The 14,656-nt window shown below is 49.2% G+C and carries 9 protein-coding genes; 7 read left to right on the forward strand and 2 right to left on the reverse strand.

Translation table 11 applies throughout. The features are described from left to right. Nucleotides 1-14 precede the first annotated feature (14 nt). The 6 genes from ACTHMC_RS11935 (at nucleotide 15) to ACTHMC_RS11960 (ending at nucleotide 11,425) form a co-directional block, all read left to right on the forward strand. Nucleotides 15-1,655 carry a DUF6377 domain-containing protein gene (locus ACTHMC_RS11935; protein WP_440413350.1) on the forward strand — a complete coding sequence of 547 codons (1,641 nt, stop codon included), beginning with the start codon at nucleotides 15-17 and terminating at the stop codon, nucleotides 1,653-1,655. Between the two features lie 216 nt (nucleotides 1,656-1,871). Then, nucleotides 1,872-4,301 (forward strand): glycoside hydrolase family 31 protein, encoded by a 2,430-nt coding sequence (locus ACTHMC_RS11940; protein ID WP_440413351.1) that lies wholly within the window; start codon nucleotides 1,872-1,874, stop codon nucleotides 4,299-4,301. A gap of 40 nt (nucleotides 4,302-4,341) precedes the next feature. Then, nucleotides 4,342-7,305 (forward strand): SusC/RagA family TonB-linked outer membrane protein, encoded by a 2,964-nt coding sequence (locus ACTHMC_RS11945; RefSeq protein ID WP_440413352.1) that lies wholly within the window; start codon nucleotides 4,342-4,344, stop codon nucleotides 7,303-7,305. 21 nt (nucleotides 7,306-7,326) lie between these two features. After that, complete coding sequence (locus ACTHMC_RS11950) at nucleotides 7,327-8,922, forward strand: RagB/SusD family nutrient uptake outer membrane protein (RefSeq protein ID WP_440413353.1); 1,596 nt, start codon at nucleotides 7,327-7,329, stop codon at nucleotides 8,920-8,922. Between the two features lie 19 nt (nucleotides 8,923-8,941). Further along, on the forward strand, nucleotides 8,942-10,036 hold the full coding sequence (locus ACTHMC_RS11955; RefSeq protein ID WP_440413354.1) for a SusE domain-containing protein: 1,095 nt from the start codon (nucleotides 8,942-8,944) through the stop codon (nucleotides 10,034-10,036). 18 nt (nucleotides 10,037-10,054) lie between these two features. After that, a complete protein-coding gene (locus ACTHMC_RS11960) occupies nucleotides 10,055-11,425 on the forward strand; it encodes an alpha-amylase family glycosyl hydrolase (protein ID WP_440413355.1) in 1,371 nt (456 codons plus the stop codon). Nucleotides 11,426-11,481: 56 nt separating this feature from the next. Here the strand turns inward: ACTHMC_RS11960 and ACTHMC_RS11965 are convergent, their stop codons facing one another. Further along, nucleotides 11,482-12,123: a response regulator transcription factor gene (locus ACTHMC_RS11965; protein ID WP_440413356.1), complete on the reverse strand. Its 642-nt coding sequence runs from the start codon at nucleotides 12,121-12,123 to the stop codon at nucleotides 11,482-11,484. Continuing rightward, nucleotides 12,113-14,089 (reverse strand): tetratricopeptide repeat-containing sensor histidine kinase, encoded by a 1,977-nt coding sequence (locus ACTHMC_RS11970; RefSeq protein ID WP_440413357.1) that lies wholly within the window; start codon nucleotides 14,087-14,089, stop codon nucleotides 12,113-12,115. The genes ACTHMC_RS11965 and ACTHMC_RS11970 overlap by 11 nt, the downstream gene beginning before the upstream one ends. 157 nt (nucleotides 14,090-14,246) lie before the next feature. Here ACTHMC_RS11970 and ACTHMC_RS11975 point away from each other — a divergent pair, with 157 nt between their 5' ends. Further along, nucleotides 14,247-14,642 (forward strand): hypothetical protein, encoded by a 396-nt coding sequence (locus ACTHMC_RS11975; RefSeq protein WP_440413358.1) that lies wholly within the window; start codon nucleotides 14,247-14,249, stop codon nucleotides 14,640-14,642. The last annotated feature ends 14 nt before the right edge of the window (nucleotides 14,643-14,656 follow it).

The following is a 14,656-nucleotide window of genomic DNA, read 5'->3' on the forward strand; positions in this document are numbered from 1 at the left end:
CTGTTACAATCAATATGAAACAACTGCTTTTCTGCTTTGCGCTGGTGGCTGCTTTTTTACAGGCCGCCCGGGGAAATAACGATAGACTGTTGACCAGTCTCAGCAATACCATCCGGCTGACAGCCAGTTATGACCAGGCAAGGATCAAAGAAATAGGCCAGTTGAGAGGGGCTTTACAGTCGCCCGGCCTCAGTCCTGCCGAACGTTTCCTGCGACATGAGCGGATCTATGAAGCCTATAAAGTTTTCCATTACGATTCTGCCTATAGTTATGCCATCCGGTTGGTGAAGATCGCCCGGGAAATGAACAATCCGGGCCACCTGGCGGCCGCCAACCTGAAACTCAGTTTCATCCTGCTGAGTACAGGTTTGTATAAGGAAACGCATGATTCCCTCAGTTCTTTGTCGAGGCAACAGGTGCCGGACAGTCTGAAAGGAGATTACTATGCACTCTGGGGCCGGTATTATTATGACGTGGCCGGTTATGCGAACGATCATTTCCATTCGGTGGATTATGACCTGCAGGGGAACCGGTACCTGGATTCCTGCCTGCTCTGGTATGCACCCGGTTCATTTGAGCATGTATACTACAGTGGACTGAAGTATTTCAAGCAGAACAAACAGAAAGAGGCCAGTAGTTTTTTTGAACAGCTGCTGGAAAGCCCCGGTCTTACATATCATCAGTATGCGCTCACTGCCTCCACCCAGAGCGGGATCTATTTGCAGAACGGGGATATGGATAAGGGAATTGCCCTGTTGATACAGGCTACCATTGCGGATATCAAATCGTCCACCAAAGAGACCGTTGCCATTTTCCACCTGGCGGAACTGCTCTATAAAAAAGGAGACCTGATCCATGCGGCCATGTGTATCGAGAGCGCCATTGCCAATGCGGAATTCTATGGAGCCCGGCAGCGTAAGGTGCAGGCCAGTTCAATACTGCCGCTGATCGAAAGTGAGCGTATCAGTGGAATGGAGCAGCAGAAAAGCATCCTGATCAAATACGCCATCGTGGTTACCGTGCTGGTGCTTGCCCTGGTTGCGCTGACCTGGATCATCCTGAAGCAGGTAAAGAAACTGAAGCAGGCGCAGCTGGCTTTACAGGAATCCAATGCTGCCCAACAAGTGGCGAATGTGCAGTTGCAGGAGAGCAACCAGCGGCTGGCGGTGCTCAATGAGAAGCTGGAAGAAGCGAATAAGATACAGGAAGAATATATCGGGCATTTCTTCAATATGGACTCTGAGTTTTACAGCAAGCTCGACAAAATCAAGACCACTATCGAGCAGAAGTTATTGGAAAAGAGGTATGAAGACATCCGCTTTTTTCTGAACAAGATCGATGCTCGGAAGGAAAAAGAGGAGCTGCTCCTCAGCTTCGACCGGATCTTCCTTAAACTCTTCCCCAATTTTGTGGCCCAGGTGAATGAATTGCTCCGTCCGGATGAGAAACTTGTTTTGAAGGATGGTGAAATGTTGAACACAGACCTCCGCATATTTGCGCTCATGCGACTGGGTGTTTCCGACACAGAAAAGATCGCCAGTGTACTGGAGTACTCGGTAAAGACCATCTATAGTTATAAGTCCAGATTAAAGAACAAAGCCATCGTTCCGGTGGAGGAATTTGAACAGCGGATCATGCAGATTAAGGCATTATAGGCCTGTGATCCGTCAGTATTTCAGTCTCTTTTTGTTCTATTATATATTTGTGTAATATTTTACACGGCATTCAAAATCAATTCTTTAGTTTCTCATATTCTGCTCTTTTCCTCTATTTTATTTCCATTGGGGTTTTAAAACTTGGCCTTGACTTTCCACCATCGTTCCTTTACCCTGCACTTATTTCACTAACCCCATCGATTGCTAATGCCATTTATGAGAAATGTATTTCTTTGCCTCCTTTTATTGGTAGCTGCAGGTGCTACCTATAGCCAGGACCAGGTGATCAATCCAGGCGATGTTCAACGTTTCAAAGCCACGGGTAACCAGCTGGAACTCTTCACCTCCAATGCGAATATCAGAGTACAGGTTTACAATGCTTCCATGATCCGGGTACGTATGACCCGCGGTTCCTTCCCCGATGATTTTTCCTATGCCGTAATTGCCCGTCCGGGTGAACAGGTCATAAAACTTGAACAGACAGGCGGCGAGCTCCGCTTTCAGACGGATTCCGTTCAGGTGCGGATCCAGCAAAAGCCATTTTCCATTGCATTCTATACTTTAAGCGGACAGGTGATCAACCAGGATGAGCCGGGGCTGGCTACTTCCTGGGTAGGCACGGAAGTGACCAGCTACAAAAAAATGCAGCCGGGCGAAAGGTTCATCGGTTTGGGAGAAAAAACCGGTCCGCTCGACCGCAAGGGCAATGGATATACCAACTGGAACTCCGATGTATTCGGTTATGCCGCTAATGCGGATCCGCTTTACAGCACCATCCCATTTTATATCGGGGTACATAGCGGGGTGCAGTATGGGATCTTCTTCGATAACAGTTGGCAGTCGGATTTCAACTTCGGCGCCAGCAATAACCGCTTTTCCTCGTTCGGGGCCAGGGGCGGTGAAATGAACTATTACTTCATTTACAGTTCCAATGTTGCAGGCATCATCAATCACTACACGGCACTGACCGGCCGCATGAGCATGCCGCCGCTCTGGAGCCTGGGCTACCAGCAGAACCGTTACAGTTATTACCCCGATACGGAGGTGCTGAGGATCGCACAGACCCTTCGCGAAAAGAAGATCCCCGCTGACGGCATCACGCTCGACATTCATTATATGGACGCCTACAAGCTCTTTACCTGGAACAGGGACCGTTTTCCGGATCCGAAGGGCATGATCGACAGTCTGAACAGGATGGGCTTCAAAACCACGCTGATCGTTGATCCTGGCATCAAAGTGGAAAAAGGATATGCGGCCTATGAAAGCGGGCTCCGCGAAAATATCTTCCTGAAATATTCTGACGGACAACCTTATACCGGTGAAGTATGGCCGGGCTGGTGCCATTTCCCGGACTTCACCAGTGTGAAGGGCCGCAACTGGTGGAAGAAACAGATCACCGGTTATACGGATGCCGGGGTGAATGGTATCTGGAATGATATGAATGAGATCGCTACCTGGGGACAGAAGATGCCGAACAATGTGCTCTTCGACTATGACGGCCATCCCACCACGCACCTGAAAGGGCATAATGTTTTCGGATTGCAGATGGCCAGGTGCAGTTATGAAGGCACGAAAATGGCGCTTCAAAAAAGGCCCTTCATTCTTACACGTGCCGGTTATGCCGGATTGCAGCGGTACGCGGCACTCTGGACCGGCGATAACCGGGCTGAAGATGATCATATGCTGGCGGGCGTAAGGTTGCTGAGCAGCCTTGGTTTGAGTGGTGTGCCTTTTTCGGCTATGGATGTGGGTGGGTTCACCGGAAATGCTACCGTTGGGCTATACACACGCTGGATGCAGCTGGGCGCTTTCATTCCTTATTTCAGGAATCATACACAGCTCAATACTAAATCGGCTGAACCCTGGACCTTCGGCGAAGATGTAACGGATATTGCACGCAATTACATTAATCTCCGTTACCGGCTGCTCCCCTATCTCTATTCCACTTTTCACGAGGCTACGGAGAATGGCATGCCCATAGTGCGCTCCCTGGCTATCGATTACACGCATGATCCGCATATTTATCAGCCGGTATTCCAGAACCAGTTCTTCTTTGGCAGCAGCCTGCTGGTGATGCCACAGGAAAGTGTGCAGCAGTATGCTAAAGTGTACCTGCCTGCGGGAGAATGGTACAGCCTGTATACGGATGCAAAAGAAGCGGGCGCACAGGAAAAACTCATCGAGCTCAATACGCCTACTCTTCCTGTTTACGTGAAAGGCGGCAGCATCATTCCCATGCAATCGCTGATACAGCATACCGGCGAAAAGCCATCGGATACACTCACACTGCATGTGTACAATGGGGCCGACGCCAATACATTTGTTTATTATGAAGATGACGGGTTCAGTTACAATTATGAGTCAGGTGAATACTATCAGCGCAGCATCCGCTTTGATCCGGCCAGTGCCAGTATCACATTAGACCAGCCTTCCGGAAAAATGCATTCTAAATTCAGGTTCGTTCAGTTGATGTTGCATGGATTTGACAACAGCCAGCTCACACTGAACGGATCAGCCATTCAAACGCGTAAAGACTGGTTCTCTTACCTGGACGCCTATGCGAAAGAAGGCAGTTTCTATTCCGTACCTGTGACAACCATCCTGCTGCCTTACAACAACAACAAAACAGTGATCAGTTTTAAATAATCACCAAACTAACAACCCACTCTCAATTCAACTTGTCATTATGAAATTATTACGCCATTCTGCATTGTGGATGCTTGTCTGCGCCGGCTGGATGCTGCTGAATACAGCCAGCGCCCAGCAAAACAGCACCCGTGTTACCGGATCAGTAAAGAATGAAAGGGGCGAGCCCCTGCCGGCTGTATCGGTGAAAGTTGCCGGCACAGATCGCGGGACTGTCACTGATAATAACGGAATATTTACTCTTCCTGTTACAGGCAATCCCCTGCTCATTTTCTCATTCGTAGGTTATGGATCCGTGCAGGTAAAAGCTGCGCCGGTAATGAATATTGTAATGAATCCATCCGACAATACCATCAACGATGTGGTTGTAATCGGTTATGGTACCACCCGTAAAAAGGAGTTGACCGGTTCTGTAGCCACCATCAGTTCAAAGGATTTTCAGAAAGGCGTGATCAGTACGCCGGAGCAGCTCATTGCCGGTAAAGTGGCGGGCGTTTCCATCACTTCCAATGGCGGCGCACCTGGGGCAGGCAGTGTGATCCGTGTACGCGGCGGCGCTTCATTGAACGCCAGCAATGATCCGCTCATTGTGGTGGATGGATTGCCGCTCAGCGGTAACAATATCTATGGTGCATCCAATTCGCTCAGTCTGATCAATCCCAATGATATAGCCAGTTTCACTGTATTGAAAGATGCTGCAGCCACTGCCATTTACGGTTCCAGGGCAAGTAACGGCGTGATCCTTATCACTACACGGAAAGGTTCCAGTGGTGCGCCGCAGTTCAATTTCGGAACGCAGGTATCCGTTTCGCGCATCGCTAAAAAAATGAAAGTGCAGTCGGCTTCCGATTTCAGGAAATATGTGGACTCACTCGGAGGCGGCACTTATGATAATGTACATACTTTCAAATCGCTCATGGGTAATGCCAGTACAGACTGGCAGGATGAGATCTTCCAGACTGCTATCGGCACTGATAATAATTTCAGTGTGGCAGGTTCTCTAAAGAATCTCCCCTACCGCATATCCACCGGGTACTTCAATCAACAGGGCCTGCTGCGCACGGATCGCCTGCAACGCTTCAGTGGCGGTATCACACTCAGTCCGCGCTTTCTGAAAGATCACCTGAAAGTGGATCTCAACCTGAAAGGAGCTTACAACAAAACCAATTTCGCCAACAATGCTGCCATCAGTTCGGCTGTTTACTTCGATCCCACGCAACCGGTTCGTGCCAGTTCACCATATGGCGATTACTTTGAGTGGGCATCATTGGATAACGGCAGCGGCGCAATCACCCTCAACAAGCTCGCACCCCGCAATCCTGTTGCCTTGCTGGACCTTTACAAAAACACCAGTGATGTATACCGCAGTTATGGCAACCTGCAACTGGATTATAAATTCCACTGGCTCCCGGAACTTCATGCCAATCTCAACCTGGGTTATGATATCGCCAAAGGCGATGGGAGAATAGAAGTTCCTGCGTATGCCGCACAGAACTTCCTGGACGGCGGCCAGCGCAACAAATACACAAACAAGATCAATAACAAAGTGCTGGAATTCTATTTCAGTTACAACAAAGACCTGAAGGAAATCAGGAGCAATATCAGCGCCACCGCGGGTTACGGCTATTACAATAACCTGAGTACGAATTACAACTATCCGTCTATCCGTGCCAACGGAGACACCATGCCAGGCTCCAAACCTTTATTTGCCATGGACAAACCGGAAAACACGCTGATCTCCTACTATGGCCGCTTTATCTACACGTATAATAACAAATACATACTTGCGGGAAGTATCCGTACGGATGGCTCTTCCCGCTTTGCGCCCGATCAGCGCTGGGGCACCTTCCCTTCTCTGGCCTTCACCTGGCAGCTGATCAGGGAAGAATTCCTGAAGAACCAGCAACTGCTCTCCGATCTGAAACTTCGTTTAAGCTATGGCGTTACAGGCAACCAGGATGGAATCTATAACTACCCTTATCAGAGTATCTACTCTGTCAGCGGTAATGGTTCCGCCGTTCAGTTTGGTAATGAATGGTATTATATGGGCACCCCTGCTGCCTATGACGCCAATATCAAATGGGAACAGACAGCCACCTGGAATGCCGGTCTGGATTTTGCTTTCCTCAACAACCGCATCAACGGTAGTCTGGATGTTTATTTCAAAAAGACCAAAGATCTGCTCAACACCATTCCCATTCCTGCTGGTTCCAATTTCAGCAGCACCATTCTCACCAATGTGGGCAATGTGGAGAACAAAGGCATTGAACTGGGTTTGAGCGCTACGGTACTTCATCAGAATAAGCTGAACTGGGATGTGAATTTTAACGCGGCGTATAATGAGAATAAGATCACTAATCTTACGGCTACGAAGGATTCCACGTATCCCGGCACCTTAACCGGAAATGGTGTGATCCAGATCAATACGGTGGATTACAGCCCCAATTCATTCTGGGTATACCAGCAACAGTACATGAATGGAAAACCTGTTGAAGGCGTATATGTGGACCGGAATAAAGATGGCGTGATCAACCAGAAGGACCTCTATCGATACAAAGCGCCTTTCCCGAAATTCACTTTTGGTTTTTCTTCCGAGCTCACGTATGGCAGGTGGCAGCTGAACACCGTGTTGCGCGCCAATCTCGGCAACTACATGTATAACGGCATCTCTACAGGAGCGCTCAGGTCAAATATCCTGAACCCGCTGGGTTACCTGGCCAACAGTCTGGATGATGTGCAGCATACCGGTTTCATCAATGGTCAGAATCAATCAGATTACTATATCGAGAATGCCAGCTTCCTGCGAATGGATAACCTGGGCCTGGCCTATAATGCAGGGAAAGTATTCCGTGATAAAGTAAGGCTGCGCCTCTCGCTCAATTGCCAGAACGTGTTCACCGTAACGAAGTACAGCGGTCTTGATCCTGAGATCTATGGTGGTATCGACAATGCCATCTATCCCCGCCCACGCATTTTTGTACTCGGAGCCAACCTTCAATTTTAGTGATCTTAAAAAATGGATATCATGAAAAAATATTGTCGACTATATATCACGGTACTGATTCCGTTCTTTGCGGCGTTCACCGCCTGTCACAAGGACCTGGACCTGCAGCCGCTCAATGCCAATACATCGGAAAAACAATACAGCACGCTGGAAGGTTACAAGCAGGTGCTGGCAAAAGTGTACGGTTCTTACTCCCTGGTGAGCAGCGCCGGTGTGGGGGTGTCCGATGTGAATATACCCGGCATCTCCGATGCCGGTACAACCGACTTTTTACGCAGCTGGTGGAACCTGCAGGAGCTCACCACGGATGAAGCCATCTGCGCCTGGAACGATCCGCTGGTGCTGAGCTGGCATAATCTTAACTGGACCTCAGGCAATGTATTCATCAATGCCGCCTATGCGCGCAGTCTTTTTCAGATCACGGTGGCCAATGAGTTCATCCGTGAATCCACGGATGAGAAGATCGCGGCACGCGGCTACAAAGAGAATGATGCCAGCACTATCCGCCGGTTCCGTGCTGAAGCCCGTTTCCTGCGAGCCTTCCAGTATTGGGTACTGATGGACCTTTTCGGCAATCCTCCTTTTGTTACGGAAGCTGATCCTATCGGAAAATACATTCCCAAACAGATCCAACGAGCCGATCTGTTCAATTATGTGGAAGCAGAGTTACTGGCTATTCAGAACGATCTGTCAGAACCTCGTCAGAATGAATATGCACGTGCAGACCGTGGCGCCGCCTGGGCATTGCTGGCCCGGATATACCTCAACGCCAAAGTATATACAGGCACTGAAAGATTTTCAGATGCCATCACCTGGTCAAAGAAAGTACTGGATGGAGGTTATGCCCTGAAGACGGATTTCAAGACCCTCTTCATGAGCGATAACCACCAGAACAATCCGGAGATCATTCTTCCCATTGCATATGACGCCACCAACAGTCAGAACTACGGAGGCACTACCTTCCTGGTCTGCTCTGCGCATGGCACCAATCCGCAGGACAACCAGGAGTTTGGGATCCCCAGCGGTGGCTGGCTTGGCAACCGGAGTACAAAGAACCTCCCATTGGTTTTCGGCGATTACAGTGGCAATACAGATAAACGCGCCCTGTTTGGTCCGGGTAACCTGGAGATAAACGATGTAGTGGTATTCAATGACGGACTGGGTGTATACAAGTTCAATAATATAACCAGTACCGGCACTATCCCTCCTTCTCCCAATGGTGTGCTTTGCAGCATCGATTTCCCGCTGTTCCGCCTGGCAGAGATGCACCTGGTATATGCTGAATCAGTGCTGCGTGGCGGAACCGGTGGCACACAGGCACAGGCACTTAATTATTTCAACGACCTGCGCAGGCGCGCTTATGGAAATAACAACGGGAACCTGACAACTATAACGGTAACGGATATCCTGAATGAGCGGATGCGCGAATTATACTGGGAAGGTTTCAGAAGGACCGACCTGATTAGATATGGCATGTTCACCGGCAGTAACTATCTCTGGCCCTGGAAAGGCGGCGCGAAGAACGGCACAGGCGTGTCTGATCATCTGGCGCTCTTCCCTCTCCCGGCTGCGGAGATCATCGCTAACCCGAACCTGGTTCAGAATAAAGATTATTAAAAGTATTAAACACGATTGTATGCGAACGATAAGTAACTTTTGTTCCCTGTTCACCGTTATACTTTTCCTGTTTTCCTGTGAGAAAGAAGGCGCGCAGATCGATCTGCAGACAGGAAATTTCCCGGCTGCTGCACTGAGTGCATCCGGTACAACCATAGTGCTTACACCCGATAAGGAGAATCAGACCGCCATCAGTTTTCAATGGCTGGCTGCTGAATTCGGCGGCCAGCCTGTGATCAGTTATGTGTTGCAGCTTGGCACAATTGCCGATACTGCCAATAACTGGGCCACTGCAAGATCCATCAATATCGATGCGGGTAAAACGAAATACGATTTCATTGTGAAGGACCTCAACAATCTCCTTAACTCAATGAATGTACCAGCGAATATGGCCAATAAAATTGCCGTGCGCATCCGCGCCAATGTGAACCAGTACAATGGCGCTGCTTCTACCATTGCTCCGGCATTCAGTAACACGCTTACCCAGCAGATCACTTCCTATGCGCTGGATCTTTATGTGCCGGGCGACTACCAGGGATGGAGCCCGGGCACTGCGCCCAAACTGGCTGCCGTACCAGGAAAACCGGGATTGTACGAGGGGTATGTGAACATGCCCGGAGCAGGACAGCATTATTTCAAATACACCAATGCCCCAGACTGGGATCATACCAATTATGGAGATGGCGGTAACGGCACCTTCAATACGGATGGCAATGCAGCTGGTCTCTCTGTACCTGATGGCGGCTTCTATTATCTCACGGCCAATCTCAATACCAATAGCTGGACAGCCACCAAGGTTGTCTGGGGTATCCTCGGTGATGCTTCTCCCGGCAACTGGGACACCGATACGGAAATGAGTTATAACGAAGCACAGCAGGTATGGTCAGTTACCGCCAATATGAAAAAGAACGGCTCTTTCAAATTCAGGGCCAATAAAGCCTGGACGCTTGATTTTGGGCTGGATGCAAATGGTAAATTGCATTATGCCAACAATCCCTTCCTGGGGTATACGGATGGCCTGAATAATCTCAGTGTGCCGGATGACGGTAACTATACGCTTATCCTGGATCTGCACATCGCGGGCAATTACACCTATACCTTGCAGAAGAACTAAAAGGCATCAAATCACTTTATGAAACACAGTATGTATCCGATATTATTATCCTGGCTCCTGATCGCCTGCAGCAAAGGCGGCGATCCGGCGCCTCCTCCACCCGTTGTACCACCGGACCCAACCCCTGCCCAGTATGGAACACCTTTTGCGAATGTTCCTGAGCCAGCTGATGCTGTGCTCTACCAGGTGAATACCCGCGCCTTCAGTGCCACGGGAAATTTCAAAGGAGTGATCCCGCGCATCGATTCCATCAAAGCATTGGGAGCAAACGTGATCTACCTGATGCCGGTACATCCCATCGGTAGCGTTAAAGGAGTGAACTCTCCTTACTGTATCAAAGATTATTATTCCGTCAATCCAGAACTGGGCACACTGGATGATCTGCGCAACCTGGTGGATACCGCGCATAGCCGCAATCTCACCGTGATCATGGACTGGGTGGCCAATCATACTGCCTGGGACAATCCCTGGATCACGGCTCATAAAGACTGGTACATGCAGGATGGCAGCGGTAACGTTATAAGTCCACCCAATATGGGGTGGAACGATGTGGCCCAGTTGAATTTCAGCAATGCAGCCATGCGTAAGGAAATGATCAAAGCCATGAAGAGTTGGGTGTATACGGCCAATATCGATGGTTTCCGCTGTGATTATACCGATGGCCCGCCGCTCGATTTCTGGAAGCAGGCCATCGATACGTTGCGCAATATCAAAACGCATAAACTCCTGCTGATGGCGGAAGGTGCACGCAACGGCAATTATACGGTGGGCTTCGATTTTAATTTCGGGTTCGGCTTCTTCGGAGAGCTGAAGAATATTTATCATCAGAATAAAACAGTGCTCACCATCGATAACCTCAATCAGAGCGAATACACCAATGCCAACAGCAGACAGCAGGTGATCCGTTACACCAGCAACCACGATGTGAACGGAGCGGAGGGAACACCGCAGGAACTTTTCGGAGGAGAACAGGGATCGATGGCGGCATTTGTGGTGGCCGGTTTTATGAAAAGCGTGCCGATGATCTATAACGGGCAGGAAGTGGGGATGAGTCCGCGCATACCTTTTCCTTTTACCGGTGTGAAGATCGACTGGACGAAGAACCCTGCTACCACTGCATTGTACAAGCAGCTCATTGGTTTGCGTAACAACAGTAATGCTATCAGGAAAGGGACACTGACTTCTTACAGCACGGCTGATATCTGTGCATTCACCAAAACATTGAATGGAGAACGTGTGCTGGTGATCGCCAATATGCGGAACGTTGCCGCAGTTTTTAATAGTAATGCGGCCATTCAGGGTAATTACATCAACGCATTGAGTGGAGCAGCGGTTACCATCGGCGCCTCAATTAACCTTGCACCCTACCAATACGTGATCTTAAAATAACTCAGGGTGCAGACAGTAACTCGCCAGAGGCGTGCTACCGGGCGCACCCTGAGTATTTACACCAGTCCCTGTTGTACTGCCACTTTAATGAGTGCAGCCACATTATTCACTTCAAACTTTTGAAGCAGATTGCGCCGATGCGTTTCAATAGTCAGCTGGCTCAGGCTTAGCTTTTCTGCGATCAGCGGGGTGGTCATGCCATCAGAGATGAGGTTCAGTATTTCTTTTTCGCGGCGGGTGAGCTGTGGTACTTCTTTCAGTTCATGAGCAGATGGCCTGGCGATGATCTGCCTGATCTCGGCGCTGAAACTGATCTGTCCGTTCAGTGCTTCATTGATGCAGTTCAGCAATTCATCGGCTGAGGCGTTTTTCAACAGGTAGCCGCTGGCTCCATTTTGCAGCATCTGCATGATGATGCTGCGCTCGCTGTGGTTACTGAGGGCCAGTACGCAGGTGCCGGGTGACCGCTTCTTGATCTCCTTGCAGAGCTCCATTCCATTGGAGTCCGGCAGGGAAATATCCAGCAGCACGATATCTGCCTGTCCGTTTTTCAGGTATTCCAGGAAAGCATTACCGGAGGTGAAAGTGCCTGCCACATGAATATATTCCTTACTGCCAAGCAGGCGTTGCAGGCCTTCGATCACCACAGGATGATCATCCACAATGGCCAGCTGTATCTGTTCCTTGTTATGCAACATTCAGTTCAATATTAATGGAAGTGCCTTCGTTGACGGTGGAATTGATCTCCAGTTTTCCACTGAGGTAATCCACACGGTTCTTTACATTGGAAAGGCCGATGCCTTTGAAGCTCCTGATGGCGCTGGTATCGAAGCCTTTTCCATTGTCTTCCAGGGTGATGAAAAAAGTATCATTATTCTGGCTGCATTGCAGCAGGATCTCGCTGGCAGATGCATGCTTGATGGCATTGGTGAGCAGTTCCTGCACCACGCGGTAAATGGTGAGTTGCTTTTCGTGAGGGATATCTGTTGCGATACCATAATGCTGGAAGCGGATATTGACCGTATCCGTCATGAGGTTTTCACAACATTCCCTGAGCGCAGTTTCCAGTCCGAATTTCAACAGTGTTTCCGGCATCATATTGCGGGCGATGCGGCGCAGCTCACTTATGGAATGATCTATCTGGTCTACAACACGGATGAGATCACGGGTTTGTGTTTCAGCCGCCATGCCGGTGAGGTTCATCTTTACACCGGCAAGAAGCCCGCCCAGCCCGTCATGCAGGTCGCCTGCCACACGGCGGCGCTCCCGCTCCTCTCCCTGCAACAGGGCATGCCCCACATGGATCTGCTGCTGCTGCTCTATTTCACGAAGCTGCTGCTGGTGCATGAGGTCCTTTTGGCGGGAAAGTTTTTTGTTATTTCGCATATACAATAGCGTTAGAGCTGCTACTACCAGCAGTAACAGGCAAACAGATGCCAGGAACCAGATCATCAGCATGGTATTCTTGGCGGAGAGTGAGGATCTTTCGTTCTCCGACTTAAGTGCATCGATCTTTTTCTGTTTTTCGGCATTACCATACCTGATCTCCATGGCGTGAATCTCATCTTTCAGTTTGCTGGTGCTGATGCTGTCATTCAGCTGGCTGTAACGCGTCATCCATTCATAGGCAGGCTTGAATTCTCCCAGGGCTGCCTGGGTTTCCGCCATGCCTTTGAACAGTTCAAGGCGGTTGCTGAACAGGCTCATCATTTCCGGCTGTTCCGTGAGATGTATCAGCACTTCCTTAGCCTCGCGGTATCTTTTGAGATTGAAAAGGGCATAGAATTTCTGAAGCAGCAATCGCTGTTCATCGTAGTTCCTTCCCTGTCCCTGGATCTTATCGATGCCATTGGCCACACTTTGCAGGGCGTTGCTGAACTGCTTCACGCCAACATAATACAGGGCCTCTGCGGAATAATAGTCAACAATAAGATGTTCATTGGGTTTACGGGTGAGCCAGGCCATTGCACTGTCGAGCGTAGGCTTTGCCCTGACGAAATCCTCCATCAGTACATAGGTCTCAGCCAGGGTGGTGATGGCGTTGATCAGATCGAGTGTGGAGTTATGTTGTTTAAGGGTTGTGATAGCATCTTCAAGATAGCTCACTGCTTTATTGTACTGCAGGGTATTCTTGAATACGATGGCCAGATCGAGGTAATTTTTACCGAGATAAGCCGTATCCCTGGCCTGTTCTGCCAGTGGAATACTTTCATCGATCATCACCCGCGCAAAACCTTCTTCATCTCCCTTCACCTGTTGCAGGATACCGTAATTATGCCAGGCTTTGGAGCGGAAGCCAAGGGCCTCACGGGTGTCAAATGCCTTGAGTTGGTCATTGGCGGCCATGAATGCTTTTTCACTGGATGGGATATCCGATTTCATATAGAACAATACGCCTTCATAGAAATTGGAGAGTGCGATTATATAGGGAATCTTCTTTCCGGAGGTTCTGGCAATGTTGATGTACTGTTCTGCTTTAATGGTATCCCGGGCAACCCAGTAGTAGGAAAGCAGTAGTGCGGCATTGGCTTTGGTACTGTCGTTGCCGGACTGCATGATGGCCGTGAGGCTGTCTGTATACCTGTTAGGCCTGGATTGAGCCCGGGCATTACCAAAAACAGCCAGGATCAGCACGAGGGTAGTGAGACTGATTTTCTGGATCATTGGGCAAATAAACAATAAATGGATTTCAAAAAGTGAATTAGTGGAAAAATACCGGGAAACAAGTAGGCTAAAAACCATGTTTCATAGGATAGGGTTGCCTTTTAGCTGCTGTTAAATTTGTGGTTGAAACCACCATTAGCTATTAAATCAAAACGAGATGAAGACACCAGTTATGAAGCACCCTTTGAGATTGTTCACTATTTTAATGGCAGTTGTACTGCTGGGAACAGCCTGCAAAAAAGACAAGAAAAGTGGATTTCCACGCACTGTATCCATCGAGTATAAGGTAAGCTCCAACAGCGGGCTGAGTACGGCGGATATTACGTTCACCAATGAGAGCGGCGGCTTGACAGATGTGGACAATGCGTCACTTCCATTTTCAAGAACGATCAGTAAAACACTGAACGAAGCGCAGGCCATTGGCCTGAACGGTTCAAAACTGGTTGCCGGCCACCTGAAGCTGGAGATCATTGTAGACGGGAAGTCTGTGGTAGCGCAGGACTTTACGCAAAGTCCGGTAATTTCTGCGATCGTACAGCACACTTTCTACTGATAAATAACCTTAGT

The organism is Pseudobacter sp., from assembly GCF_051955275.1.
GTDB lineage: Bacteria > Bacteroidota > Bacteroidia > Chitinophagales > Chitinophagaceae > Pseudobacter.